At 60.0% G+C, this 26,543-nt stretch carries 23 protein-coding genes; 17 read left to right on the top strand and 6 right to left on the bottom strand.

Translation table 11 applies throughout. The features are described 5' to 3' along the window. Positions 1-457: 457 nt before the first annotated feature. The 5 genes from mnmE to rpmH form a co-directional block, all read right to left on the bottom strand. On the bottom strand, positions 458-1,828 hold the full coding sequence (gene mnmE, locus AC07T0_RS05765) for a tRNA uridine-5-carboxymethylaminomethyl(34) synthesis GTPase MnmE (protein WP_495000248.1): 1,371 nt from the start codon (positions 1,826-1,828) through the stop codon (positions 458-460). Between the two features lie 81 nt (positions 1,829-1,909). After that, positions 1,910-3,592: a membrane protein insertase YidC gene (yidC, locus tag AC07T0_RS05770; RefSeq protein ID WP_495000249.1), complete on the bottom strand. Its 1,683-nt coding sequence runs from the start codon at positions 3,590-3,592 to the stop codon at positions 1,910-1,912. 2 nt (positions 3,593-3,594) lie between these two features. Further along, positions 3,595-3,840: a membrane protein insertion efficiency factor YidD gene (yidD, locus tag AC07T0_RS05775; RefSeq protein ID WP_100939920.1), complete on the bottom strand. Its 246-nt coding sequence runs from the start codon at positions 3,838-3,840 to the stop codon at positions 3,595-3,597. Then, positions 3,833-4,240, bottom strand: coding sequence for a ribonuclease P protein component (rnpA, locus tag AC07T0_RS05780; protein ID WP_495000307.1), 408 nt, complete (start codon positions 4,238-4,240; stop codon positions 3,833-3,835). Before rnpA ends, yidD begins: the two co-directional genes overlap by 8 nt. Before the next feature lie 13 nt (positions 4,241-4,253). Then, positions 4,254-4,388, bottom strand: coding sequence for a 50S ribosomal protein L34 (rpmH, locus tag AC07T0_RS05785; protein ID WP_003213577.1), 135 nt, complete (start codon positions 4,386-4,388; stop codon positions 4,254-4,256). 566 nt (positions 4,389-4,954) lie between these two features. Here rpmH and dnaA point away from each other — a divergent pair. From dnaA to gyrB, 4 genes are read left to right on the top strand one after another with little or no spacing between them, the layout of a single operon-like run. After that, a complete protein-coding gene (gene dnaA, locus AC07T0_RS05790) occupies positions 4,955-6,469 on the top strand; it encodes a chromosomal replication initiator protein DnaA (RefSeq protein WP_495000250.1) in 1,515 nt (504 codons plus the stop codon). Between the two features lie 38 nt (positions 6,470-6,507). Beyond that, positions 6,508-7,611 carry a DNA polymerase III subunit beta gene (dnaN, locus tag AC07T0_RS05795; RefSeq protein WP_495000251.1) on the top strand — a complete coding sequence of 368 codons (1,104 nt, stop codon included), beginning with the start codon at positions 6,508-6,510 and terminating at the stop codon, positions 7,609-7,611. Between the two features lie 35 nt (positions 7,612-7,646). Next, a complete protein-coding gene (gene recF, locus AC07T0_RS05800) occupies positions 7,647-8,750 on the top strand; it encodes a DNA replication/repair protein RecF (protein ID WP_100939924.1) in 1,104 nt (367 codons plus the stop codon). Positions 8,751-8,754: 4 nt separating this feature from the next. After that, positions 8,755-11,172, top strand: a complete 2,418-nt coding sequence (gene gyrB, locus AC07T0_RS05805) for a DNA topoisomerase (ATP-hydrolyzing) subunit B (protein ID WP_495000252.1) — start codon at positions 8,755-8,757, stop codon at positions 11,170-11,172. 130 nt (positions 11,173-11,302) lie between these two features. Here the strand turns inward: gyrB and AC07T0_RS05810 are convergent, their stop codons facing one another. Beyond that, positions 11,303-12,559: a sensor histidine kinase gene (locus tag AC07T0_RS05810; protein ID WP_495000253.1), complete on the bottom strand. Its 1,257-nt coding sequence runs from the start codon at positions 12,557-12,559 to the stop codon at positions 11,303-11,305. A gap of 913 nt (positions 12,560-13,472) precedes the next feature. On the opposite strand from AC07T0_RS05810, the gene AC07T0_RS05815 reads away from it, so the two are divergent. The 13 genes from AC07T0_RS05815 to AC07T0_RS05875 all read left to right on the top strand — a co-directional run bounded on the left by AC07T0_RS05815 (position 13,473) and on the right by AC07T0_RS05875 (position 26,540). Beyond that, positions 13,473-14,144, top strand: coding sequence for a methyl-accepting chemotaxis protein (locus tag AC07T0_RS05815; protein ID WP_495000308.1), 672 nt, complete (start codon positions 13,473-13,475; stop codon positions 14,142-14,144). Positions 14,145-14,153: 9 nt separating this feature from the next. Next, the gene (locus AC07T0_RS05820; protein ID WP_495000254.1) at positions 14,154-14,522 is read left to right on the top strand and encodes a response regulator; all 369 of its coding nucleotides are present in this window, start codon (positions 14,154-14,156) and stop codon (positions 14,520-14,522) included. A gap of 41 nt (positions 14,523-14,563) precedes the next feature. After that, entirely contained in the window at positions 14,564-14,863 is a 300-nt protein-coding gene (locus AC07T0_RS05825; protein ID WP_495000255.1) for an STAS domain-containing protein, read from the top strand. 59 nt (positions 14,864-14,922) lie between these two features. Continuing rightward, on the top strand, positions 14,923-17,178 hold the full coding sequence (locus AC07T0_RS05830; protein WP_495000256.1) for a chemotaxis protein CheA: 2,256 nt from the start codon (positions 14,923-14,925) through the stop codon (positions 17,176-17,178). Beyond that, the gene (locus AC07T0_RS05835; protein ID WP_495000257.1) at positions 17,175-18,836 is read left to right on the top strand and encodes a methyl-accepting chemotaxis protein; all 1,662 of its coding nucleotides are present in this window, start codon (positions 17,175-17,177) and stop codon (positions 18,834-18,836) included. The genes AC07T0_RS05830 and AC07T0_RS05835 overlap by 4 nt, the downstream gene beginning before the upstream one ends. Positions 18,837-18,877: 41 nt before the next feature. Next, complete coding sequence (locus AC07T0_RS05840; protein ID WP_495000258.1) at positions 18,878-19,414, top strand: chemotaxis protein CheW; 537 nt, start codon at positions 18,878-18,880, stop codon at positions 19,412-19,414. A gap of 22 nt (positions 19,415-19,436) precedes the next feature. Beyond that, entirely contained in the window at positions 19,437-20,243 is an 807-nt protein-coding gene (locus tag AC07T0_RS05845) for a CheR family methyltransferase (protein WP_495000259.1), read from the top strand. Continuing rightward, on the top strand, positions 20,240-20,776 hold the full coding sequence (locus tag AC07T0_RS05850) for a chemotaxis protein CheD (RefSeq protein WP_495000260.1): 537 nt from the start codon (positions 20,240-20,242) through the stop codon (positions 20,774-20,776). The genes AC07T0_RS05845 and AC07T0_RS05850 overlap by 4 nt, the downstream gene beginning before the upstream one ends. Continuing rightward, positions 20,745-21,812, top strand: coding sequence for a protein-glutamate methylesterase/protein-glutamine glutaminase (locus AC07T0_RS05855; RefSeq protein WP_495000261.1), 1,068 nt, complete (start codon positions 20,745-20,747; stop codon positions 21,810-21,812). The genes AC07T0_RS05850 and AC07T0_RS05855 overlap by 32 nt, the downstream gene beginning before the upstream one ends. A 188-nt stretch (positions 21,813-22,000) precedes the next feature. Then, a complete protein-coding gene (gene hflK, locus AC07T0_RS05860) occupies positions 22,001-23,056 on the top strand; it encodes an FtsH protease activity modulator HflK (RefSeq protein WP_495000262.1) in 1,056 nt (351 codons plus the stop codon). Further along, entirely contained in the window at positions 23,053-23,934 is an 882-nt protein-coding gene (gene hflC / locus AC07T0_RS05865; protein ID WP_495000263.1) for a protease modulator HflC, read from the top strand. The genes hflK and hflC overlap by 4 nt, the downstream gene beginning before the upstream one ends. A gap of 88 nt (positions 23,935-24,022) precedes the next feature. Further along, positions 24,023-25,246 carry an NRAMP family divalent metal transporter gene (locus AC07T0_RS05870; RefSeq protein WP_495000264.1) on the top strand — a complete coding sequence of 408 codons (1,224 nt, stop codon included), beginning with the start codon at positions 24,023-24,025 and terminating at the stop codon, positions 25,244-25,246. A gap of 25 nt (positions 25,247-25,271) precedes the next feature. Next, positions 25,272-26,540 (top strand): TerC family protein, encoded by a 1,269-nt coding sequence (locus AC07T0_RS05875; RefSeq protein WP_495000265.1) that lies wholly within the window; start codon positions 25,272-25,274, stop codon positions 26,538-26,540. Positions 26,541-26,543 lie beyond the last annotated feature (3 nt).

Here is a 26,543-nt window from a genome sequence, read left to right on the forward strand (position 1 = left end):
GGATAAGGTTCTACAGGCCTTATTTATCAATGTGTACAGAGATTCAAAAGTCTGTGGTCATGTGGGTCGGAGGGTTTGGGATAACCGGTCTAAGCCTGTGGATTAAACAGGTGGTTATCCACAAGCTGGTTCATCCTCAGTTTTCAGGCCCTGTTATCAACCGAGCTGAGGCGTGGTTATTCACAGGGCTTAATCCACAGAAAAGCGTCTGCTGGGACAAATCCCAGGCAGCCGAAAGCCGCCAGAACGATCTGAAATCATCCGGACGGCAAAGAAATGTAGGAGCGAGCTTGCTCGCGATAGCGATCTTAGGGCGCCGCGATACCTGACGTAGAGGTATCCGATCTTTAGAAGACAACAAAACCTGTAGGAGCGGCCGGTCGACGCTCGATTGCCAGCGAAGTTTTAGCGGTCTCGAGGACGCTATCGCCAGCAAGCTGGCTCCTACATGGGAAGGTTATTTACCGATGCAGAAGCTGGAAAAGATCCTTCCCAACAAGTCATCCGAGCTGAATGCGCCGGTAATCTCGCCCAGGAACTGCTGAGCATGGCGCAGATCCTCCGCCAGCAGCTCGCCGGCTCCCGCCAGGGTCAACTGCGCGTGACCGTGCTCCAGAGCCGCGCTGGCATGCCGCAGGGCTTCCAGATGGCGGCGACGGGCGCTGAAGCTGCTCTCGGAGGTCTGTTCATAACCCATGCAGGCCTTGAGGTGCTCGCGCAACAGCTCCAGCCCCTTCCCGCCGACCTTGGCGCTCAAGCTGATGGTGACATGGCCATCCTCGCTGACCTCCATCGCCATGGCCTCGCCACTCAGGTCGGCTTTATTACGGATCAAGGTCACTTTGGCCGGATCTGGCCGCTGCTCGAGGAATTCCGGCCACAAGGCAAAAGGATCCACAGCCTCCGGCGCGGTTGCATCCACCACCAGCAACACCCGGTCCGCCTCGCCAATGGCCTTGAGCGCACGTTCCACGCCGATCTTTTCCACATGGTCGTCGGTGTTGCGCAAACCGGCGGTATCCACCACATGCAGGGGCATGCCATCGATGTGGATATGTTCACGCAGGACATCGCGAGTGGTGCCGGCGATCTCGGTGACGATCGCTGCTTCGCGTCCGGCCAAGGCATTGAGCAGGCTGGACTTGCCGGCATTCGGCCGACCAGCAATCACCACCGTCATGCCGTCGCGCAACAAGGCGCCCTGACCGGCTTCGCGCATCACTGTGGATAACTCGTTACGCACCGCGTTGAGCAAGGCCAGCACATGGCCGTCGGCAAGGAAGTCGATTTCTTCCTCGGGAAAGTCGATGGCCGCTTCCACATAGATCCGCAGGCCGATCAGTTGCTCAGTGAGGTTATGCACACGCTGGGAAAATGCGCCTTGCAACGAACGCAGTGCATTACGCGCCGCCTGTGCGGAACTGGCTTCGATCAGATCGGCGATCGCCTCGGCCTGGGCCAGGTCGAGCTTGTCATTGAGAAACGCCCGCTCGCTGAATTCCCCGGGCCGGGCCAGTCGGCAACCCAGTTGCAAGCAACGTTGCAGCAGCATATCGAGAACCACCGGGCCGCCATGGCCCTGCAGCTCGAGCACATCTTCGCCGGTGAAGGAGTGCGGCCCGGGGAAATACAAGGCAATGCCTTCGTCGAGCACATCACCGATGCCGTCGAGGAACGGGCCGTAGTGGGCATACCGCGGTTTCAACTCGCGGCCGCTGATGGCCAGCGCCGCGGCGTGTGCCAGGGGCCCGGAAATTCGAACGATACCGACCCCACCACGGCCCTGGGCGGTGGCAACGGCGGCGATGGTTTCCCGAGAAAGGTTCATGAAGCGGGTCTCGACGCTAAAAATGACAGATAGCAAAACGCCCCACTAGGGGGCGTCTTGAGTGGTTATCCACAGAGTAGGTTACGCAGTGGCTTTTTTGGTAGCCGCTTCGATCTTACGTGTGATGTACCACTGTTGGGTGATGGACAGGCAGTTGTTAACAACCCAGTACAGCACCAGACCTGCAGGGAACCACAGGAAGAAGAAGGTGAAGATGATTGGCATCAGCTTCATCACCTTGGCCTGCATCGGATCCGGCGGAGTCGGGTTCAAACGCTGCTGGATAAACATGGTTGCGCCCATGATGATCGGCAGGATGAAGAACGGATCCTTGATCGACAAGTCGGTAATCCACAGGATGAACGGTGCCTGGCGCATTTCAACGCTTTCCAGCAACACCCAGTACAGCGAAAGGAAAACCGGCATCTGCACCAGGATCGGCAAGCAGCCGCCCAGCGGATTGATCTTCTCTTTCTTGTACAGCTCCATCATGGCTTGCGACATTTTCTGCCGGTCGTCGCCATGTTGCTCTTTCAGTGCCGCCAGTTTCGGTGCCACGGCACGCATGCGCGCCATCGATTTGTAGCTGGCCGCCGACAATGGGAAGAACAGACCCTTGATCAGCATGGTCAGAACGATGATCGAGAAGCCCCAGTTACCGAGCAGGCTGTGGATATGTTGCAGCAACCAGAAGATCGGTTGGGCGATAAACCACAGGATGCCGTAGTCGACCGTCAGTTCCAGACCTGGGGACAACTGTTTCAGCACGGCCTGGCTTTTCGGGCCGGCGTACAGAACGGCGCTGGTCTCGGTTTTCTGGCCAGGAGCCAGGGTCAGCGAAGGACCGGTGTAGCCAATGATGTAATTGCCCTGGCTGTCCTTGCGAGTGGTCACGACATTGCTGTCGCCCTTGGCCGGAATCCAGGCAGTCACGAAGTAGTGTTGCAACCAGGCAACCCAACCACCCTGAACGGTTTCTTTCAGTTGGGCCTTGTCGATATCTTTCATCGACACTTTTTTGTACGGCTCGGAACTTGTCCACAGGGCGGCGCCCAGGTAAGTCGCGGTACCGGTGGCGGTGCTGGAGGACGGATCGGCGCTGTTGTCACGTTTCAGCTGGGCGAACATCGCACCCGACCAGGACTGGGCGCTTGTGTTGTCGATCAGATACGACACGGTCACGTCATACAGGCCGCGTTTCAAGCTGAAACGCTTGATGTAATTGACGCCGTTCTCGCTGAATTTCAGGTCGACGACCAGTTGGTCCTGACCCTCAGCCAGTTGATAACTTTTCTGTGCCGAAGCGTACAGCGGGCGACCGGCCGAACTCGCGTCCGGGCCGTTGGCACCGATCAGGCCGCTCTGGGCCAGGTAGGTACGCTCGCCACCGTTGTCGAACAACTGGAAAGGAATTTCCGGATGGTCCTGACGACGTGGATAAAGCGGCAGCTTCAGCTGGGCAACATCCCCACCTTTTGGATCGATAGCCAGGTCGAGCACATCCGTTTTGACATGGATGAGGTCGTTGCTGACAGCCACCGGTGCTTCAACAGGTGCACTGGTGTCATTGGCTGCACGTGGAATGTCATCACTGGCGCTTGCTTTGTTGCCAGATACCGAATCCGGCAAGCCGGGAACGGTGGTGCTGGAAGCGACATTCTGGGTCGGCAAGGCAGCCTGACCGTAGTCCTGGTTCCATTTGAGGACCCCGACATAGGTCACGATTGCCAGGGCGACGATCAGGATCGTGCGTTTGATATCCATGATTACTCGGCCATCGAAGAAGAACGGGAGGTAGGGATTGGTGGAACCGGGTCATAACCACCGGCATTCCACGGATGACAGCGACCTAAGCGACGAACGGTCAGCCAGCCACCGCGCAGGAGTCCATGTGTTTCGATGGCTTCATACGCGTAGCAAGAACAACTGGGGTAGAAACGACAGTGATTGGCCATCAAGGGACTGATGGCATAGCGATAAAACTGGATCGGAACGAGGGCCAGTTTACGCATCTGGGCTGTCTACCCCCACAGTTTCGGTTTTGACTGCGGGTACCGCTGGCACCGTACGGGCCAAGCGTTTCCAGAGTTTGCCGAAATGCTGGATCAATTCAGGGTTTTCGATATCGCCCAGACCTTTGCGCGCGACGATAACGATGTCCCAGCCGACCAGTGAATCCTGGTGCAGTCGGAACGACTCGCGCATTAGACGTTTCAGGCGATTGCGCTCAACGGAGAGCTTGACGCTCTTTTTACCGATAACCAGCCCCAGACGGGGATGATCCAGGTCGTTGTTGCGCGCAAGGAGCAGGAGATTTTTCCCCGGAACCTTGCCGGTAGGGGAGTCAAAGACTGCCTTGAAATGCCGAGGAGTAAGCAGACGCTTTTCCCGACTGAAGTCCTGACTCACCACCCGCGCCGGATTATCAAACTGCCAGACGAGCACGGCCTTTGGCGCGGCGACGCGACAGGACGGCACGACCGTTTTTGGTGGCCATGCGAGCACGGAAGCCGTGGGTGCGGGCGCGTTTGATAGTGCTGGGTTGGAAAGTACGTTTCATGGCGTTGCTACCTGGTTCGTCACAACGGGCCGGAATGGCCCCCGTTTTAAGAGACCGGGGATTCTAGAGAAAGCAAGCCCGCAGGTCAATTTCCAACCAGCTTTTACTTCATATAGATATTTGGGCCGATCTGCCTGGCACCCACCATGACCTAGATATAAGAATAAAGAAGGGAATTATTTAAAGCTTTTCTATAAAGCTTATAGAAGCTTAGGAAGCGATTATCTGTGGATAAGTCGCTTTAGGCCATGAAACACGTACTGTACAGAGAATGACAACTGGGTGGGTAAGCGGTGCTCCGCCTGTGCCGCGCTGTCGGATAAGCTGTGGGTGGAATGCCATGTTATCCACAGGCAGGTTACCCACAGACTTTCGCCCCCACTTGTGCAACGCCCTCAGGGGCGGTTATCCACAGAGCTTATGCACATACCATTGGTCGCTTTGTCCACCGATAAGCGGTTGATTCTTCAGGTTGTCCCTGCAACCTACATGTGGATAAGTGCTCGGCCTGCCGGTACAATGGCGGCTTGTTTTTGCCTCACCGGCTTTCAACTTAGGGGATATCCGTGTCAGTGGAACTTTGGCAGCAGTGCGTGGAGCTTCTGCGTGATGAGCTGCCTGCCCAGCAATTCAACACCTGGATCCGTCCACTACAGGTCGAAGCCGAAGGCGACGAGTTGCGTGTCTATGCACCGAACCGTTTTGTGCTCGACTGGGTGAATGAAAAGTACCTGGGACGTTTGCTCGAACTGTTGAACGAGCATGGCAACGGTCTGGCACCAGCGCTTTCCTTATTAATAGGCAGCAAACGCAGTTCCGCGCCTCGTGCGGCGCCGAATGCCCCATTGGCCGCCGCGGCTTCCCAGGCCATGGCCGCCAGCGCTCCGGCCCCGGCCATGGTGACCCCGTCCGCAAAGCTGGCCCCGACCCCGAAGACCGTGGTCGAGGTCAGCGAAGAACCGTCGCGTGACAGTTTCGATCCGATGGCCGGCGCCAGTTCACAACAGGCCCCGGTACGTGCCGAACAGCGTACTGTCCAGGTGGAAGGTGCGCTCAAGCACACCAGTTACCTGAACCGGACCTTTACCTTCGAGAACTTCGTCGAGGGCAAGTCCAACCAACTGGCCCGGGCCGCGGCCTGGCAGGTGGCGGACAACCCCAAGCATGGCTACAACCCACTCTTCCTTTATGGCGGCGTCGGCCTGGGTAAGACTCACTTGATGCACGCTGTGGGTAACCACCTGCTGAAGAAGAACCCGAACGCCAAGGTGGTCTACCTGCATTCGGAGCGTTTCGTCGCGGACATGGTCAAGGCCTTGCAGCTCAACGCCATCAACGAATTCAAGCGTTTCTACCGTTCGGTGGACGCCTTGCTGATCGACGACATTCAATTCTTCGCCCGCAAGGAACGTTCCCAGGAAGAGTTTTTCCACACCTTCAACGCCTTGCTCGAAGGTGGTCAGCAAGTGATCCTGACCAGCGACCGTTATCCGAAAGAGATCGAGGGCCTGGAAGAGCGCCTGAAATCGCGCTTTGGCTGGGGCCTGACCGTTGCGGTCGAGCCGCCGGAGCTGGAAACCCGGGTCGCGATCCTGATGAAGAAGGCCGACCAGGCAAAAGTCGAACTGCCCCACGACGCGGCGTTCTTCATTGCCCAACGTATTCGTTCCAACGTCCGTGAACTTGAAGGCGCGCTGAAGCGGGTGATCGCTCACTCGCACTTCATGGGCCGCGATATCACCATCGAACTGATCCGCGAATCGCTGAAAGACCTGCTGGCGCTGCAAGACAAGCTGGTGTCTGTGGATAACATTCAGCGCACGGTGGCCGAATACTACAAGATCAAGATTTCCGATCTGCTGTCCAAGCGCCGTTCGCGCTCGGTCGCGCGTCCACGCCAGGTTGCCATGGCCTTGTCCAAGGAACTCACCAACCACAGCTTGCCTGAAATTGGTGATGTCTTTGGCGGACGCGACCATACTACGGTCTTGCATGCATGCCGCAAGATCAACGAACTTAAGGAATCCGACGCGGACATCCGCGAGGACTACAAGAACCTGCTGCGAACACTGACTACTTGATGACACCAGCGCAGCTTATTAAGGCAAGGGACTAGACCATGCATTTCACTATTCAACGCGAAGCCCTGTTGAAACCCCTGCAACTGGTCGCAGGCGTCGTCGAGCGCCGCCAGACCTTGCCGGTGCTCTCCAATGTGTTGCTGGTTGTCGAAGGCCAGCAACTGTCGCTGACCGGTACCGACCTGGAAGTCGAACTGGTTGGTCGCGTCCAACTCGAAGAGCCGGCGGAACCGGGTGAAATCACTGTCCCGGCCCGCAAGCTGATGGACATCTGCAAGAGCCTGCCCAATGACGCCCTGATCGACATCAAGGTTGATGAGCAGAAGCTGGTGGTGAAGGCTGGCCGTAGCCGCTTCACCCTGTCGACCTTGCCGGCGAACGATTTCCCAACCGTGGAAGAAGGTCCGGGCTCGCTGACCTGTCAGCTCGACCAGAGCAAACTGCGTCGCTTGATCGAGCGCACCAGCTTCGCCATGGCCCAGCAGGACGTGCGTTACTACCTCAACGGCATGCTGCTGGAAGTCTCGGCCGGTATTATCCGTGCCGTGGCCACCGACGGTCACCGTCTGGCCATGTGTTCGATGCAGGCCGATATCGGTCAGCCGGATCGTCACCAGGTGATCGTGCCGCGCAAGGGCATCCTGGAATTGGCCCGCCTGCTGACCGAGCCGGAAGGCAATGTGAGCATCGTCCTCGGCCAGCACCACATTCGTGCGACCACGGGTGAGTTCACCTTCACCTCCAAGCTGGTGGACGGCAAGTTCCCGGACTACGAGCGCGTTCTGCCCAAAGGTGGCGACAAGCTGGTCCTGGGGGATCGCCAGGCACTGCGCGAAGCCTTCAGCCGTACCGCGATCCTGTCCAACGAGAAGTACCGCGGCATCCGTCTGCAGCTGGCCAATGGTCAGCTGAAGATCCAGGCCAACAACCCTGAGCAGGAAGAAGCGGAAGAAGAAGTCGGCGTCGAATACAACGGCGGTTCGCTGGAAATCGGCTTCAACGTCAGCTATCTGCTGGACGTGCTGGGCGTGATGACCACCGAGCAGGTGCGTTTGATCCTGTCCGACTCCAACAGCAGCGCCCTGGTGCAGGAGTCGGACAACGACGACTCCGCCTACGTCGTCATGCCGATGCGCCTGTAACGGTGTCGCGCCTGCCCATGTCCAGCCAACGCTAGATGTCCCTCAGTCGTGTTTCGGTCACCGCGGTGCGTAACCTGCAGCCGGTGACCTTCTCCCCCTCCCCGCGTATCAATATCCTTTACGGCGCCAACGGCAGCGGAAAAACCAGCGTGCTCGAAGCGCTGCATCTGCTCGGGCTCGCCCGCTCGTTTCGCAGTACCCGTCTGCTACCGGTGATCCAGTACGAGCAACTCGCCTGCACCGTGTTCGGTCAGGTGGAGTTGGCCGAGGGGGGACACAGCGCGTTGGGGATCTCGCGGGACCGCCAGGGTGAATTTCAGATCCGCATCGATGGGCAGAACGCCAAGAGCGCGGCGCAATTGGCGGAAATCCTGCCGCTGCAACTGATCAACCCGGACAGCTTCCGCCTGCTCGAAGGGGCCCCGAAGATCCGCCGCCAGTTCCTCGACTGGGGGGTGTTCCACGTGGAACCTCGTTTCATGTCGACCTGGCAGCGCTTGCAGAAGGCCCTGCGGCAGCGGAACTCATGGCTGCGGCATGGTACACTTGACGCCGCTTCGCAAGCGGCCTGGGACCGGGAACTGTGCCTGGCCAGCGCCGAAATCGATGAGTACCGCCGCGCTTACATCAAAGTCTTGAAACCAGTCTTTGAGCAAACCTTGAGCGAGTTAGTCGAACTCGAGGGCTTAACGCTGAGCTATTACCGTGGTTGGGATAAAGAGAAGGAATTGAGCGCCGTGCTCGCCTCTTCCCTGCACCGGGACCAGCAAATGGGCCACACCCAAGCCGGACCACAGCGAGCTGATTTGCGTCTTCGATTGGGCGCACACAATGCCGCGGACATCTTGTCCCGGGGTCAGCAGAAACTGGTGGTCTGTGCCTTGCGCATTGCTCAGGGACACCTGGTCAGCCAGGCCCGGCGCGGTCAGTGTATTTATCTGGTGGATGACCTGCCGTCCGAGTTGGACGAGCAACACCGTCGCGCACTCTGTCGCTTGCTGGAAGACTTACGCTGCCAGGTGTTTATCACCTGTGTAGACCACGAATTATTGAGGGAAGGCTGGCAGACGGAAACGCCAGTCGCTTTGTTCCACGTGGAACAAGGCTGTATCACCCAGACCCACGACCATCGGGAGTGAAGGCATGAGCGAAGAAAATACGTACGACTCGACCAGCATCAAGGTGCTGAAAGGTTTGGATGCCGTACGCAAACGTCCCGGTATGTACATTGGCGACACCGATGATGGCAGCGGTCTGCACCACATGGTGTTCGAGGTGGTCGACAACTCCATCGACGAAGCGCTCGCCGGTCATTGCGACGAAATCAGCATCATCATCCACCCGGATGAGTCCATCTCCGTGCGCGACAACGGTCGCGGTATTCCGGTAGACGTGCATAAAGAAGAAGGCGTTTCCGCGGCCGAGGTCATCATGACCGTGCTGCACGCCGGCGGTAAGTTCGACGACAACTCCTATAAAGTCTCCGGCGGTTTGCACGGTGTGGGTGTGTCGGTGGTGAATGCCCTGTCCGAATTGCTAGTGCTGACCGTGCGTCGCAGCGGCAAGATCTGGGAACAGACCTACGTCCACGGTGTGCCACAGGAACCGATGAGAATCGTCGGCGACAGCGAAACCACCGGTACCGAAATTCACTTCAAGGCCTCCGCCGACACCTTCAAGAACATCCACTTCAGCTGGGACATCCTGGCCAAGCGGATTCGTGAACTGTCCTTCCTCAACTCCGGTGTCGGCATCGTCCTCAAGGATGAGCGCAGCGGCAAGGAAGAGCTGTTCAAGTACGAAGGTGGCCTGCGGGCGTTCGTTGAATACCTGAACACCAACAAGACTCCGGTCAACCAGGTGTTCCACTTCAACGTCCAGCGTGAAGACGGCATCGGCGTGGAAATCGCCCTGCAGTGGAACGACAGCTTCAACGAGAACCTGTTGTGCTTCACCAACAACATTCCGCAGCGCGATGGCGGTACTCACCTGGTGGGTTTCCGTTCGGCACTGACACGTAACCTGAACACCTACATCGAAGCGGAAGGCCTGGCGAAGAAGCACAAGGTCGCCACCACCGGTGACGATGCCCGTGAAGGCCTGACCGCGATCATTTCGGTCAAGGTGCCGGATCCGAAGTTCAGCTCTCAGACCAAGGACAAGCTGGTCTCTTCCGAAGTGAAGACCGCTGTCGAACAGGAAATGGGCAAGTACTTCTCGGACTTCCTGCTGGAAAACCCGAACGAAGCCAAGCTGGTGGTCGGCAAGATGATCGACGCCGCCCGTGCCCGTGAAGCGGCGCGTAAAGCCCGTGAGATGACCCGTCGTAAAGGCGCGCTGGATATCGCTGGCCTGCCGGGCAAACTGGCGGACTGCCAGGAAAAAGACCCTGCTCTTTCCGAACTGTACCTGGTGGAAGGTGACTCTGCTGGCGGTTCCGCCAAGCAGGGTCGTAACCGTCGTACCCAGGCGATCCTGCCGTTGAAAGGCAAGATCCTCAACGTGGAAAAAGCCCGTTTCGACAAGATGATCTCGTCCCAGGAAGTCGGCACGCTGATCACCGCGTTGGGTTGCGGTATCGGCCGCGACGAGTACAACATCGAGAAGCTGCGTTACCACAACATCATCATCATGACCGATGCTGACGTCGACGGTTCGCACATCCGTACCCTGCTGCTGACTTTCTTCTTCCGTCAGTTGCCGGAGCTGATCGAGCGCGGCTACATCTATATCGCTCAGCCGCCGTTGTACAAGGTCAAGAAAGGCAAGCAAGAGCAATACATCAAAGACGACGATGCCATGGAAGAATACATGACGCAGTCGGCCCTGGAAGATGCGAGCCTGCACCTGAACGAAGACGCCCCGGGTATTTCCGGTGAGGCGCTGGAACGTCTGGTGTATGACTTCCGCATGGTGATGAAGACCCTCAAGCGCCTGTCACGCCTGTACCCGCAGGAGCTGACCGAGCACTTCATCTACCTGCCAGCGGTGAGCCTGGAACAGTTGGGCGATCATGTGGCGATGCAGGAGTGGCTGGCCAAGTATGAAGTCCGCCTGCGTCTGAACGAGAAGTCCGGCCTGGTCTACAAAGCCAGCCTGCGCGAAGACCGTGAACGTAACGTCTGGCTGCCGGAGGTCGAACTGATCTCTCACGGCCTGTCCAACTACGTCACCTTCAACCGCGACTTCTTCGGCAGCAACGACTACAAGACCGTGGTCACCTTGGGCGCGCAGTTGAGCACCTTGCTCGACGAAGGCGCCTACATTCAGCGTGGCGAACGCAAGAAAGCCGTGACCGAGTTCAAGGAAGCCCTGGACTGGCTGATGGCCGAAAGCACCAAGCGCCACACCATCCAGCGCTACAAAGGGCTGGGTGAGATGAACCCGGACCAGTTGTGGGAAACCACCATGGACCCAGCGGTTCGCCGGATGCTGAAAGTGACGATCGAAGACGCCGTCGGCGCGGACCAGATCTTCAACACGCTGATGGGTGATGCGGTAGAGCCACGTCGTGACTTTATCGAGAGCAATGCATTGGCGGTGTCGAACCTGGACTTCTAATGTAGCGGTCACTGAGAACATTCAGTGTGACAAGCGGGCTGGCTAATCTCGCCTTCTAAAGGAAAACCCCGGTCTCAAAGCCGGGGTTTTTTGCTTTGGCCACCGGCCTTTACCCGCTCGTGGCCTGCGCTTATAAACGCGCCTCTTCTTCGGTTATTTTGATTGGGATTTCAAGCGTAAAGGTCGCCCCCTTACCCACCCCCTCGCTATGCACGGTCAAACTACCGCCCATCTCACGCGCAGCTATCACGCAGCTATGCAGACCAAAGCCGTGGCCGTCCTTGCGAGTGGTGAAACCATGGGAAAAGATACGTATCAGGTTTTCTGGTGCAATCCCCTCGCCGTTGTCCACGACCTGGATCTGCACGCTTTGTCCTTGTTCCCAATTCACGCGCAAGATGATCGGCTGTTGCCGGCCAGGCACTCCACTCTGCGCGTGTTTGGCGTTAGTAATAAGGTTGATCAGGATTTCCAGCACCCGGCGCTTGTCCAGCGACAATACGGGCACGTCGGCCACCTCCTTCAGCACTATCACCTCATGCTGCGAGGCGCTCATCTTCACTGCTTCCTCAAACAGATCCTTTAGCTGTACCGGCTCGAGCACACTGGACGCTCCGGCGTAGGCCTGTTGGGCCGCGACGATACCCTTGATATGGTTGATGCCTTTGGTGAGCTGATCCAGCTCGTCGATAATTGCCTCGCGCTCTGCCGTTATGGCCTCTGCCAGCTTGAGCAGATAGTCGGGTAGCATCTTGCCTTTCTGGTCGCCGGTCAGAAATTCGCTCAAGTCGTCGACGTGCTCGTTCATCAGATGAGCCACCTTGCCCAGCCCCTGGGCTTTGGAACCGCGCACCCGGCTGCTGACCAGTTCCGCCGATATGTTCACACTGTTGAGCACATTGCCGACGTTGTGCAGCACATTGGTGGCGATTTCGGCCATCCCGGCCTGACGCGCTGTAGAGACCAGTTTGGACTGCGTCTTTCTCAATTCGTCATTCACTTTAGCCAGCTGTTGCGGACTGGGAATAAGCAGTGCGGCGGGGATCAATTTGATCAGGAGTATGGCGGTGACGCAGGAGGCGACAGCGGTAATGGCCTTGATCAGGGCCGATAGCCAGTAACTGGGATGCCAGATGGTCCATATTTCCATCACGTGGGTGCTGCCACACGCGAGGATAAATATCCCAAAGGCAGCAAACATCCAGTCAAACGGGATATCACGCCTTTTCCGGATAAAGTAGACCAGGGTGATCGGGATTGTCATATAGGCAAAAGCAATCAGGGTGTCCGAAATAACATTCGTCCACAGCAGTTCAGGTATCCACAAGTAGCAGTGCCCATGGGGCATGAATCCGTCGGAGCGTAATAAGTTGGCCAGGTATTCCATTACGGCTCTCCCATTTCATCATGTATTGCGTTCGTACATCTGCGACGTTGGCGAGGCTGTGCCACATGAAATGTAGTAGAGATATCCACTTCCATTCGGAATGGCTGAGGGTCGTGAGGAATCGCCAGCTTCGAGGTGGCGTCGGTGCGCGTCCACCCCCTACGATTTAAAAGCAAACTCGCCCTTCTGTATTCAGCAAGCCCGTCTACACTCATGAGTCTGTGCCCATAGATGGCATTGTGCCGCACCCGCTCATTGAACGGTTTACCACTATCCGACGACTGGCCCCGCGCCATGCTCAAGCAGGCTGGGGTTTTGGCGGATAGCCTTGTTGTGCAGTGGAGCTTTGTCCAACTGATTCAGGGAGGATCCTATGTCGTCATCCAGCAACCTGCAGGGTTTACCGCCCGCCCCCCAGGCTGGTGCTTTCTTCTGGATACCTTTTGTTCCCGCCGCCAGTGGTGTGTGCGTGTTGCTGTTGAGCGACTGGCGCCCTGCCAACCTGGCCTGGTCGGCGGGTTTGTTGGTGGTGGGTGCTCTCGTCGGACTCCTGAACCAGCGTCACTATCGGCAATTGTCAGCCCGGATCCTGAGTGACGCCGAGGCCGCGCAGACCACCACCGATAGCGCCCCAACCGGTGGTCTGGAGGCCGTCTGCCTGGAAGCGATCCCTATCTGGTCCCGGCAAATCGAAAGCTCTCGGACTGAAACCGAGACTGCCATCATTGAACTGACCAGCCGTTTCAGCGCCATTTCCGAGCGCTTGCGACAGACCGTCGATGCCTCCCAGGCCACGGCGGGCGATCTGGCCCACCAGAACCAGGGGGGGGCGCTGGAAGTATTGGCCAAGAGTGATGCCGAGTTGCTGCATGTGATCGAGTCGCTCAAGACCATTCAGCAAAGCCGTGACGAGATGCTGGTACAGGTGCGCAACCTCACCGGTTATACCGGCGAGCTACGGGCCATGGCCGGCGAAGTGGCGGCCATCGCCCAACAGACCAACCTGCTGGCGCTCAACGCCGCCATCGAGGCCGCCCGTGCCGGTGAGGCGGGACGCGGCTTTGCGGTGGTCGCCGACGCGGTACGGACCCTCTCCAGCCAATCCAGCGAAACCGGGCAGAAGATGTCCGCCAAGGTCGACATCATCAACGGCGCCATTAACCAGTTGGTCGAGGCCGCGGCCAGCAGTACCGATCATGACAAGGATTCGGTGGCTGACTCGGAAGCCAGCATCCAGGGGGTACTTGAGCGTTTCAAGAGCATCACCGGTCAGCTCTCGGAATCATCGGCCCTGCTGCAACGCGAAGGCCTGGGGATTCGCGACGAGGTCACCGAGGTGTTGATCAACCTGCAATTCCAGGATCGGGTCAGCCAGATCCTCGCGCAGGTGCGCAACAACATGGAGGCCCTGCTCCGTCACCTGCGCGAGGCCCAGGTGCCGGGCGCCACGGTGCTGGTCGACGCGCCCGCCTGGCTGGCGGAAATGGAGTTGACCTACGCCACCGACGAGCAGCGGCGTAATCACCACACGGGTAAGGTCAACGTCAATCAGCCCGCTAAGATCCAGGAAATCACCTTCTTTTAGGAGCCGGTCATGGCAAAAAACGTAATGGTGGTCGACGATTCGAGCAGTGTCCGTCAGGTGGTCAGCATCGCGCTCAAAAGCGCCGGTTACGACGTGATCGAAGCCAGCGACGGCAAGGACGCGCTGGGCAAGCTCACCGGGCAGAAAGTTCACCTGATCATCAGTGACGTGAACATGCCGAACATGGATGGCATCACCTTCGTCAAGGAAGTGAAAAAGCTGCCCAGCTACAAATTCACCCCGATCATCATGCTCACTACCGAGTCCCAGGAAAGCAAGAAGCAGGAGGGGCAGGCCGCGGGGGCACGGGCCTGGGTGGTCAAGCCGTTCCAGCCGGCACAGATGCTCGCGGCCGTGTCCAAGCTGATCCTGCCCTGAGCCCGGACACCATCAGACCGGGCAAACAGGGAGACTCGAGCATGCCGATCATTTGCCAAGCAAACACTTCGACCCCCCACCTGGGTATCGAAGGTGAGATGACCATCTACACCGCCGCGCAGCTGTATGCCGAACTGGCGCCGTTCCTGACGCTGGCCAGCCCGCTGGACATTGACCTCTCGCAGGTCACTGAAATCGACGGCGCGGGCCTGCAACTGTTGATGCTCGCCAAGCGCGAAACCTTGCGCACAGGCGTTGCGCTACAACTGAGCGGGCACAGCCCGGCGGTGCTTGAGGTGTTCGAATTGTGTGACCTGGGCGGTACGCTGGGTCAGCCTTGATCCAGCGTTGACAGCTTCCCGTGGTTCTCTGACCCCGGGGCGATAAAAGGGACTCTATCGTGACCATCAATCTCGACCAGGCGCAGCAGACCTTTATCGTGGAAGCGCGCGAGCTGCTCCAGGACATGGAATCGTCGTTACTGCAGTTGGAGTCCGAACCCGATGACAGCGACGCCATCGGTGCAATCTTCCGCGCGGCGCACACCATCAAGGGGGCTGCCGGACTGTTCGGCTTGAGTCCCATCGTCGGTTTTACCCATATCGTCGAAGACGTGCTCGATCGCTTGCGCGAGGGCGCCATCCAGGTCGATGCGCCGTTGATCGCCCTGCTGCTCAGAAGCGCCGACCATATGCTGGAGCTGGTTGACGTCGTCGCCGGTGCCGGCGAGGCGTTGAGCGACATCGCCCTGGAGCGTGAGGCGGCGCTGCGGCAAGGATTGCAGAACTACCAGGCCGTGCGGGCGACGTCTGTCGTGCCGGCCTTGCTCGAGATCCCGGTGGCCCAGCCGGTACCTGGCCAGGACTCGGTCGGCTCCGGCTATTGGCACATCTCCCTGCGGTTCGGTGCCGATGTGTTTCGCAATGGCATGGACCCGCTGTCCTTTCTTCGTTACCTGAACACCCTGGGCGAGATCATCCATGTGGTCACCCTCGCCGACACCCTGCCCGCCCTGGAGCGGTTCGATGCCGAGAGCTGCCACCTGGGGTTCGAGATCGACCTGGACTCGGATGCCAGTCGTGAAACCATTGCTGAAGCTTTCGATTTTGTGCGCGACGACTGCCAGATTCATATCCTGGCGCCCTACAGTCGCCTGGAAGAATACCTGCGAGTCATCGCCGCGCTGCCCGAAGAGCCGGCGCGACTGGGGGAGATCCTCACCCGATGTGGTGCGCTGACGGCCCAGGAGCTGGAGGATGGCTTGCGCGCCCAGCGCGAGCATGCCGAGTCGGCCGGCGCGCCAGCCATGCCACTGGGCGAAATCCTGATTGAACAGCGCGTGGTCGAAGCGGCCGTGGTGCAGTCGGCCCTGGAAAAACAGGGCCGGCAGCGTGAGCAGCCCCAGGCTACGGCTGTCGAAGCGCGGTTTGTCCGGGTCAATGCCGACAAGCTGGACGAGCTGATCAACCTGGTCGGCGAGCTGGTCATCGCCAGCGCCGGGGCCAACCTGTTGGCGCGTAGTAGCCCGAGCGGCCCGTTGCAGGAGTCCACTTCGGTGGTGTCGGGGCTGGTGGAGGAGATCCTCGACGGCGCGCTGCACCTGCGGATGATCCCCATCGGCGATACATTCAACCGCTTCCGCCGGGTGGTGCGGGATGTCAGCCAGGAGCTGGGCAAGGACATCGAACTGCTGATCAGCGGTGCCGACACCGAGCTGGACAAGACCGTGGTGGAGAAAATCGGCGACCCGCTGATGCACCTGTTGCGCAATGCAATGGATCACGGCATTGAATCCCCATCGGTACGCCAGGCCGCCGGCAAGCCCGCCAAGGGCCGGCTGCAGCTCAACGCCTTTCACGATTCGGGCAGCATCGTGCTGGAGATTGCCGACGATGGTGCCGGTCTCAATCGTGATCGGATCCTGCAAAAAGCTGTCGAGCGCGGCCTGGTCGCCGCGGCGTCGAACCTGACGGACCAGGAAATCTACAACCTGATTTTCGAGCCGGGTTTTTCCACCGCCGAGGCGGTGACCAATCTGTCCGGACGCGGCGTGGGCATGGACGTGGTCAAGCGCAACATCACGCTGTTGCGCGGTACCGTCGATCTGGATAGCCAACCCGGGCAAGGCACGATCATCCGTATCCGCCTGCCGTTGACCCTGGCGATCATCAACGGATTCCTCGTTGGCATCGGCCAGATCCACTACGTGGTGCCGCTGGAAATGGTCCAGGAATGCATCGAGTTGAGTGCCGGGCAGCGTCAGGATCTGTCGGGAAACAACTACCTGGACCTGCGCGGTGAAGTCCTGCCGCTGGTGCGCCTACGCGACCACTTCGGTCATGCGGGGCACAGCGTTCGCCGCGAGAACGTGGTGGTGGTGCGTTGTGCCGAGCAAAAGGCCGGACTGGTAGTCGATGACCTGCTGGGGGAATTCCAGACCGTCATCAAACCCCTTGGCAAGCTGTTCAACGCACTGCGCGGTATCAGTGGCTCAACCATCCTGGGCAGCGGCGAGGTGGCACTGATTCTCGATGTTCCTGCGCTGCTGGGCGAACTGGTCCAGCGTGAAACCCGCCAGGCCGCAGTTTATTCCTTGACCGATAGCAAACCTGGCAACTCAGCCAACCACACCGTACATGGAGGGGCTCTTCAATGAAATGGTTCTACGATTTGAGGATAGCAACCAAGATCATCGCTTCGTTTCTGGTGGTGTTGGCACTGATGGCGGCGATGGGGGCGTTTGCCGTCATTCAACTGCGTCAGGTCAACCAGACGGCCACTGACATGCGCGAGAACTGGTTGCCCTCCGTGCGCCTGTCCTCGGGCATTCGGTTTTTTGTCGCCAACTACCGGATCAAGGAGATCCGCTATCTGCTGGCCGAAGGTCCGACGGAACAGGCTCAGTATGAACAGGAGGCTGCCGATGCCCGCAAGGATGTCGACACCCGTATTGTCCGTTATGAAAAGGAAGGCCTGATCTCCGGCCCTGCGGAACAAGCGCTGTTCGATACGTTCAAGAACGACTGGGAGAGCTACCTGGCGAGCAGCAAGAAAATGTTCGCCGAGTCCCGGCAGGAGGGCGGACGGGAGCAAGCCATGGCGGTTCTCAGAGGCGATTCGAAGCGAACCTTTGAAGTGATCGCCACCGATCTGCTGAAAATAATCGAACTCAACGACACCGGCGCGACGGCCGCCAATCAACGGGGTAACGAGATCTACACCAATGGACGGCTGTCGATCATGGCCTCGGTGATCGTGGCCCTGCTCGTGGGGATTGCCCTGGCGTTGTTCATTTCGCGGATCATTGCCAACCCGCTGAAAACTGCGGCCGGGGTTGCCGGCCAGTTGGCCGAGGGCAATCTGGCGGTCACCATTGCAGCGGGCTCCAAGGACGAGACCGGTCAGGTGCTCACGGCCATGCAGGCCATGGTCGGCAAGCTCTCGCAGATTATCGGTGAAGTACGCACCGCCGCCGACAACCTGGCCAGCGCGTCCGAGGAAGTCAGCGCCACGGCCCAGTCCATGAGCCAGGCCACCAGCGAGCAGGCGGCCAGTGTCGAAGAGACCAGTGCCTCCGTCGAGCAGATGAGCGCCAGCATCAACCAGAACACTGAGAACGCCAAGATCACCGATGGCATGGCAAGCAAGGCGGCCAAGGAAGCCACCGATGGCGGCGACTCGGTGCAACAGACCGTCCAGGCCATGAAGAAGATTGCCCAGCGCATCAGCATCATCGACGACATTGCCTACCAGACCAATCTGCTGGCCTTGAACGCGGCCATTGAAGCGGCGCGCGCCGGTGAGCATGGCAAGGGCTTCGCGGTGGTGGCGGCGGAAGTGCGCAAACTGGCCGAGCGCAGCCAGGTGGCCGCGCAGGAAATCGGCGAGCTGTCCACCAGCAGCGTCGAAATGGCCGAACGGGCCGGGCACTTGCTGGACGAGATGGTCCCTTCGATCAACAAGACCTCCGACCTGGTCCAGGAGATCACCGCGGCCTCCGAAGAACAGGCGGCTGGCGTGGCGCAGATCAATACCGCGATGAACCAGCTCAACCAGGTCACCCAGCAAAACGCTTCGAGCAGCGAGGAGTTGGCCGCTACCGCCGAAGAAATGAGCAGCCAGGCCGAACAGTTGCAGCAGGCAATGAGCTTTTTCACGCTGGAGGCGGTCAGCGCGCCGGTGATCGTGGCGCAAGGCAAATCGCGCTCGGCGGTCGGTACGCCGCGAGCCGTGGTGCGGGCCATGCAACCGGCCTCGCACAAGAGCTTCGCCCAGGCCGCCGGCCCCGACGAAAGCGAGTTCACCCGGTTCTGAGCGACGCCCGGACGCGGGCCCTTTTCATGCAGGAGAGCAACATGGGCGCATTAACCACTACCCGACAGGCGACCGCGGTGCTGCCGGCGCAGGAGGCGCAGTACCTGACGTTCTTGCTGGCCGGCGAGATGTTCGCCATTGGTATCCTGGGGATCAAGGAAATCATCGAGTACGGCCACGTTACACCTGTACCGATGATGCCCGCCTTTGTCCGTGGCGTGATCAACCTGCGCGGTGCCGTGGTGCCGGTGGTGGACCTGGGGGCGCGTTTCGGACAACAGCGTTCCACCGTGACCCGGCGCAGCTGCGTGGTGATCATCGAAGCCAGCAGCGACGACCGCCAGGCCCAGGATATCGGCTTGCTGGTCGACACGGTGTCCGAGGTGCTGGAAATACCGGCGGCCGAGATGGCACCACCGCCGAGCTTCGGTGCGCGCATTCGCGCTGATTTCATCAGCGGCATGGCCAAGGTCGAGGGTAAGTTCGTCATTGTCCTGCAAGTTGATCGGGTGTTGTCCGTGGACGAGATGTCGCAATTGGCGGAGGTCGGTGACAGCCACCCACAGCAGGTGCAGTGAGTGGCGAAGAGGGAGGCGCAGGGTGAACGGCATTACGCTCGAGGATCGCGAATTTACCCAGTTTCAGGCCTGGCTCTACGGTGTGGCGGGCATCAGCTTGTCGCCCGCGAAAAAGGCCCTGGTCGCAGGACGTTTGTTCAAACGCCTCAAACACCACGAGCTGGAGAGCTACGGTGCCTATTTCAAACTGATCATGGGCAAGGAGAACAAGGGTGAACTGCAGGTGGCCCTCGACCTGTTGACCACCAACGAGACGTACTTCTTCCGCGAACCCAAGCACTTCGATTTTCTGCGTCAACAGGTGTTGCCTCGCGCCGCGCCGGGGAAAACTTTCCGGGTCTGGAGCGCGGCCAGTTCGTCGGGCGAAGAGCCTTACAGCCTGGCCATGACCCTGGCCGAGGGTCTGGGCAGTACGCCCTGGGAGGTGATCGGTTCGGATATCAGCACCCAGGTGCTGACCAAGGCCCGCAGCGGGCACTACCCGATGGAGCGGGCGAGCAACCTGCCGCCGGCGTTGCTGAGCCGCTATTGCCTCAAGGGCATCGGCCAGCAGGCCGGGACTTTCCTGATCGACAAGGCCCTGCGCCAGCGGGTCAGCTTCATACAGGTCAATCTGAACGACAGCCTGCCGCAACTGGGGGAGTTCGAGGTCATTTTCCTGCGCAATGTGATGATCTACTTCGATCAGGAGACCAAGCGCAAAGTGGTCAACCGCCTCCTGCCGTTTCTCCGGCGTGGCGGTTATTTCATCATCAGCCACTCGGAAAGCCTGCACGGCGTCAGTGACGCGTTCAAGCTGGTGGCCCCCTCCATCTATCAAAAGCCATGAAGGTCGCCATCGCCATGGACGTCGAGGAAATCTACCTGGCTCCCGGGAGCCTGTGCTTTCGCAACAGTCCCGCCCGTATCCATACCCTGTTGGGCTCCTGTGTTTCGATGATTGTCTGGCATCCGCTGCGCAAGCTGGGCGGGATATCCCATTGCCTGCTGCCCAACCGTCGACAGCGCGGCGTGACCCTGGACGGCAGTTATGTCGATGAAGCCTTCGAGTGGCTGATACAGAATATTCATGGCCATCAGAGCGAGGCCAGCGAGTATCAGCTGAAGTTGTTCGGCGGCGGTGAGATGTTTCCCGAACAATCGCGTGATTATCCCACCGCTGATATCGCCGGTTTGAACCGCGCGGCGGTCACGGCCATCGCGGCGCGTCTGCAATGGTCGCCTTGTGCCATGGACCTGGGGGGCACCGGGCATCGCAACCTGGTCTTCGATACCTGGAGCGGTGACGTCTGGGTCCGGCATCTCTCTTTGAAAACGCTGGAAGGCAGTCATGAAAAGAATAAGCGTTCTGCTGGTCGATGACTCCGCCGTGGTCCGGCAGGTACTGATGGCGATTCTCGACCAGGCCCCGGATATCGACGTGACGGTCGCCGCCGACCCGATCTTCGCCATGGATAAAATGGCCAAGGCCTGGCCGGATGTGATTGTGCTGGACGTGGAAATGCCACGCATGGACGGCATCACCTTCCTGAAAAAGATCATGGCCGAGCGTCCCACCCCGGTGCTTATCTGCTCCTCGCTGACCGAACGCGGCGCCGAGACCACCTTGCAGGCGCTCGCGGCCGGAGCGGTGGATATCATCACCAAGCCGCAGGGCGGCGTTAAGCATTTCCTGTTGGAGTCCGCCGCGCATCTGCTGGGTGCCGTTCGTGGTGCGGCCGGGGCCAATGTCAGGAATCTCAGCCAACGTGTCGCCGCTCCACGTCTTGAGGTTGCCAGCAAGCTGAATGCCGATGCGATGTTGTCGGCGGCTGGCAGCCACGCGATGGCCCAGACCACCGAACGGATTGTCGCCATCGGTACTTCCACGGGGGGAACCCAGGCCCTGGAGGCGCTGCTCACCGTGTTGCCGAGAGTCTGCCCGGGGATTGTCATCGTTCAGCATATGCCGGAGAAGTTCACCGCCTCCTTTGCCCAGCGTCTCAACGGGCTGGCGCAGATTGAAGTCCGCGAGGCGCAACACAATGATCGGGTGCTGCCGGGCCTGGCGCTAATCGCCCCGGGCGGCAAACACATGATGCTGGTGCGCAACGGCGCCTATTACCATGTGCAGGTGGCGGACGGTCCGCTGGTCAATCGCCATCGGCCGTCGGTGGATGTGCTTTTTCGCTCGGTGGCCAAATTCGCCGGGAAGAACGCCACCGGTATTATCATGACCGGGATGGGCGACGATGGTGCTCGTGGTCTCAAGGAAATGTCTGACGCGGGCGCCGCGACCGTGGCCCAGGACGAGGCCAGTTGCGTGGTCTTCGGCATGCCCAAGGAAGCGATAAAACTGGGGGCGGTCAAACGTGTCCTGCCGCTGCAGGACATGCATCTGGCAATACTGGGCAAGTAGCGCGCGTTCGCCCCGGCTCAGGCTTATTCCTGGGAATACTTCCCAGTCAGCACATTTGCGCCGCAGGCACCTCAATCATTGCGCCAAGTCAGGAGGGGTTCAGGCCTCGGCTGTATGATGTCCAGAAATATGCGGTAATAAAAAATCCGATCAGTGCCTCCCGGCAAACCGTCCTCCAGGATAAGACCATGCCCGACCCGCAGCCCTTGACCCCCCTGGAACCGGAAAGCCCTTCCGCCTCGCTGGGCGACCAAGCCCGCGCGATGGGCTTGCGGGCCAATCGTTTCGTTGCCCTCACGGGACTGCAAGGCAAAGGTCTGGCGCTGCTCGCCGGGTTGCTGGCGTTTGTCTGGATCGTCGGGGGCATCTACAAGGTCCAGCCCGACGAACAAGGCATCGTCCTGCGTTTTGGCAAATGGGTCGACACCACTGAGGCCGGCTTGCACTACCACCTGCCCTTCCCCATCGAAACGGTGCTACTGCCCAAGGTCACCACGGTCAACCAGTTGCAACTGGGGCACGCTCCCGCGCTCGGCCTGAACGACAGCAGCCTGTCCCGCGACAAGCAGATGCTTACCGGCGACGAGAATATTGTCGAGGCCGACTGCGCGGTGTTCTGGCGGATCAAGGACGCCGGACAATTTCTGTTCAGCATGGACAAGCCCGAATTCGCCATCAAGCTGGCCGCCGAAAGTGCCCTGCGCGAAGTTATCGGGCGCACGCCGATCCAGGCGGCCCTGTCGGACAAGCGCCAGGAGATCGCCGAGGAAACCAAGACGTTGTTGCAACGCCTGCTCGACGATGAAAAAGCCGGGGTACTGATCACCCAGATCCAGTTGCAGCGCGTCGACCCGCCGCCGGCGGTGATCGATGCCTTCAACGATGTGCAGCGGGCCCGGGCCGACCAGGAGCGTGCGCGCAACGAGGCCGAGTCCTACGCCAACGACATTCTTCCGCGGGCCCGGGGCGAAGCGTCGCATATCAATCAGGAGGCCGAAGCCTACAAGGCTCAGGCGGTGAACCTGGCTGAAGGCGACGCGAAAAGCTTCCTGGCGGTGTACGAAAGTTATGCACAGGCCAAGGACGTGACCAGCTGGCGCCTGTACATGGAAAGCACCGATGAAGTGCTGAAAAGAGCTTCCAAGGTGATCATCGACACTTCCGGCAAAGGCGTTTCGGGCGTGGTGCCCTATATGCCGCTATCGGAACAGGACAAGCGTCCGGTCAAGGAGCAGACCCGATGAAACCGTCGATTCGCGTGGCTCTGGTGATCCTGACGCTGGTTGTTCTGTGGGGGCTCGGCGCCTCGCTGTATACCGTCGATGAAGCGCAGCAGGCCCTGGTGGTCAGGCTCGGGGCACCGACCGCGCCGGTGAGTACGCCGGGCCTGAAACTCAAGGTGCCGTTGATCGACACCGTCATTTATTACGACACCCGTATCCTGACCCTGGCGCCGCCTTCCGAACAGGTGATACTCGGCGACCAGAAACGTCTGGAGGTGGAAACTTATGCGCGTTATCGCATCGTCGATCCGCTGCGTTTCTATCAGGCCCTGCGCACGGTGGACCAGGCCAATGCGCAACTGGCCCAGTTGGTCAGCTCGTCGCTGCGCCGCGAACTGGGACAGGTGATGCTCAAGTCGTTGTTGTCCGCCGAGCGGCCGAAGATCGTCGAGCATATCCAGAGCGAAGTGGTGGAGAAGGCCAGGCCCCTGGGTATTGAAGTCACCGAAGTGCGTTTTCATCGCGCCGATCTGCCGTTTGAAACCAGCCAGGCCATCTATGACCGGATGAAGTCCGAGCGTCAGCGCGAGGCCAAGGAACTGCGCGCCCAGGGCTTCGAGTGGGCGCAACAGATCCAGGCCAATGCCGAGCGCGAACGGGCGGTGCTGATCTCCGAAGCACAACGGCAAAGCCGCATCACCCGGGGCGAAGCCGATGCCCTGGCGAATCGGATCTCGTCCCAGGCGTTCGACAAGGACCCCGCGTTCTACAAGCTCTACCGCAGCCTGCAGACTTACCGGCAATCCTTGTCCGAATCCGCGCCGACCCTGGTGCTGTCACCGGATACGGCGTTCCTCAAGGATTTCAAAAGTGGCCCGCAGGTAAATAGCCGACCCTGACATCCCGCCAGGGTCGATGAACGGGATTTTTACCTTCTACGCACACGCACTCCATGCGCCGGGAACAGACATGATGCCAAGCGTTTCAATGCCCTCGAGCCGACTGCGCCTGATGGCCGCCGCCGTCGGCCCGGGGCTGGTGGTGATGCTGGCGGATACTGAAGCCGGCAGCGTGATCACCGCCGCGCAGAGTGGCGCGCAATGGGGCTATCGGCTGCTGTTGCTGCAGTTCCTCATCATTCCCCTGCTGTACACCGCGCAGGAACTCTCGATCCGTCTGGGGCTGGGAACGGGCAAGGGCTTCGGTGAGCTGGTGCGCCAGCGGTTTGGCCGGGGCATTGCGTTGCTGTCCCTGGCGACACTGGTGCTCAGTTGTTTCGGCGCGCTGGTGACCGAGTTGAGCGGGCTGGCCGGGGTCGGTGAACTGTTCGGCGTGCCCTTGTGGGAAACCATCGGTGTGCTGGTGGTACTGATTTTCGCGATGGTCTGCACCGGCTCCTACCGGGGCGTCGAACGGGTCGCGATTTGCCTCGGTCTGTTCGGCGTGGCCTTTATCGCCGTGGCCTGGAACGCTCACCCCGATCCCCGGCAGATCATCGCGCAGTGGTACCAGATGCCGCTTCACAATAATGCCTATCTGTATCTGGTGGCCGCCAACCTGGGGACCAGTGTCATGCCGTGGACAGTGTTCTACCAACAGTCGGCGTTGATCGACAAAGGCCTCGATGCCAGGCACTTGAAAGCAGCGCGCATTGAAACGTTGCTCGGTGCGACCCTTTGCCAGATCCTCACGGCCGCCGTGGTGATTGCCGCGGCGGCGTGTTTCAACCGAGCCGACACCGCCTTTACCTTGACCAGCGTACCGCAACTGGCCGATGCCTTTACCGCGTCCCTGGGCCAGACGGTTGGGCGCGGGGTCTTTGCCATGGGGTTGGCCGGGGGCGCACTGGTGGCCACTATCGTGGTCTGCCTGACCGTGGCCTGGGGCGTTGGCGAGGCCACCGGCCGCCGGCATTCGCTGGAACAGCGGCCCACCGAAGCGCCCTGGTTCTACGCGGCATTCGGCGCCATGTTGCTGGGGGCCGGCGTGCTGGTGGGTTCCGGGGTCAATCTGGTCGAGCTGTCGATTTTCACCGGGGTGGTCAACGCGCTGTTGCTGCCGGCGGTGCTGGGCCTGCTCTATTGGTTGGCCCGCACACAATTGACCGGAGCTTTCCGGTTACAGGGCGGGTATGCGTGGGTAGTGGGCCTGGTGTTCGGGTTCGCCTCTCTGGCCGGTCTGTTCTGTGGTGTGGGAGGTTTGCTGAATTGATGACGATGGTTGCGGGAGCGGCAAGATGATCGGCTTGGATACCGGGATACAGGGCATCAACCTGACGTTGCAGGTGTTCCTGCTCGACCTGCTGCTGAGCGGCGACAATGCCGTGGTCATTGCGCTCGCCTGCCGTCATCTGCCGGCGCGGCAGATGCGCCAGGCGCTGTTCGCCGGGATGGGCGTGGCGGTCGGGTTGCGAATCCTGTTCACCTCGGTGATCAGCCTGTTGCTCAAGGTGCCCTGCCTGAAACTGCTGGGCATGTGCGCCTTGGTGGTGATTGCCATCAAGCTGTTGGTCGACGATGAGGGCGCCGAGCATCTGCCGCAGCATTCGGGTGGCACCCTGTGGTCGGTGATCGGGCTTATCGTCTTCGCCGACCTGACCATGAGCCTGGATAATGTGGTGGCCTTGGCCGCCGTGGCCCAGGACAACCTGGGGATCCTGGTGCTGGGGTTGCTGCTGAGCATCCCGATGCTGATGTATGGCAGTTTGTTTGTCAGCGGACTGTTCAAGCGTTATCCGTGGTTGATCCCGGCGGGCGGTGCCTTGTTGGGTTGGGTGGCCGGGGATATCGGCATGTCCGATCCGCTGATTGCCGATTGGGTGGCGACCCAGGCACCGGGCCTGGTGCTGGCGATGCCACTGGCCTGTGCGATTTTTGTGCTGGTGGAAAGTCGGATCATTCAGCGCAACCTGCGTTTGTTGCCCAGACCCGAGCCGGTTTTGCGGCAGGCCCGCATGGATGAGCCGGTGCTCGCCGAGCCGCTGCCGGCCAGCGTGGTTCGGGTGGTCGAAGCAGCAGAGGCTATTCCGGGGGGGCGTGAACCCATCTCCGCCGAGTTACTCTCTCCCGAGGCGGTCCCGCCTGTGGATAACTCGCCTGTCGAGCCTTTGCCAGACAGATCGAACCGCAAGCGCCGCTGGTACTGGGCCGGGGCGCTGGCGGCGGTACCGGTGCTGGCGTATATCGGTTATTCGGTGATCTATGTCGGCATCATCAACAGCGGCTATATGCCGAAGCCCAGGCTGCTGAGCAGTTACGAGTGTCCTGGTCTGAACGGGCCGTTCGTCTTCTTCTACCAGCATGGCAAGGACACCGTGCGTATCCACAGCAGTGCCGGCTCGCTCGACGGCGCGCTGATCAAGGGCCGGCTGGAATGGATCAATGCGACCCGGGCCTCGTCGATGCTCGGTTTTACGCCGCCCCAGGAAATTACCAATGACGATGCCACCTCCATTCGCATCAATGGGGGGAGCTTTTCGCAAATGGAGTGTTACAAGAAAAGCTGAGGG

This window comes from Pseudomonas sp. GW821-FHT04D07 (assembly GCF_059420225.1).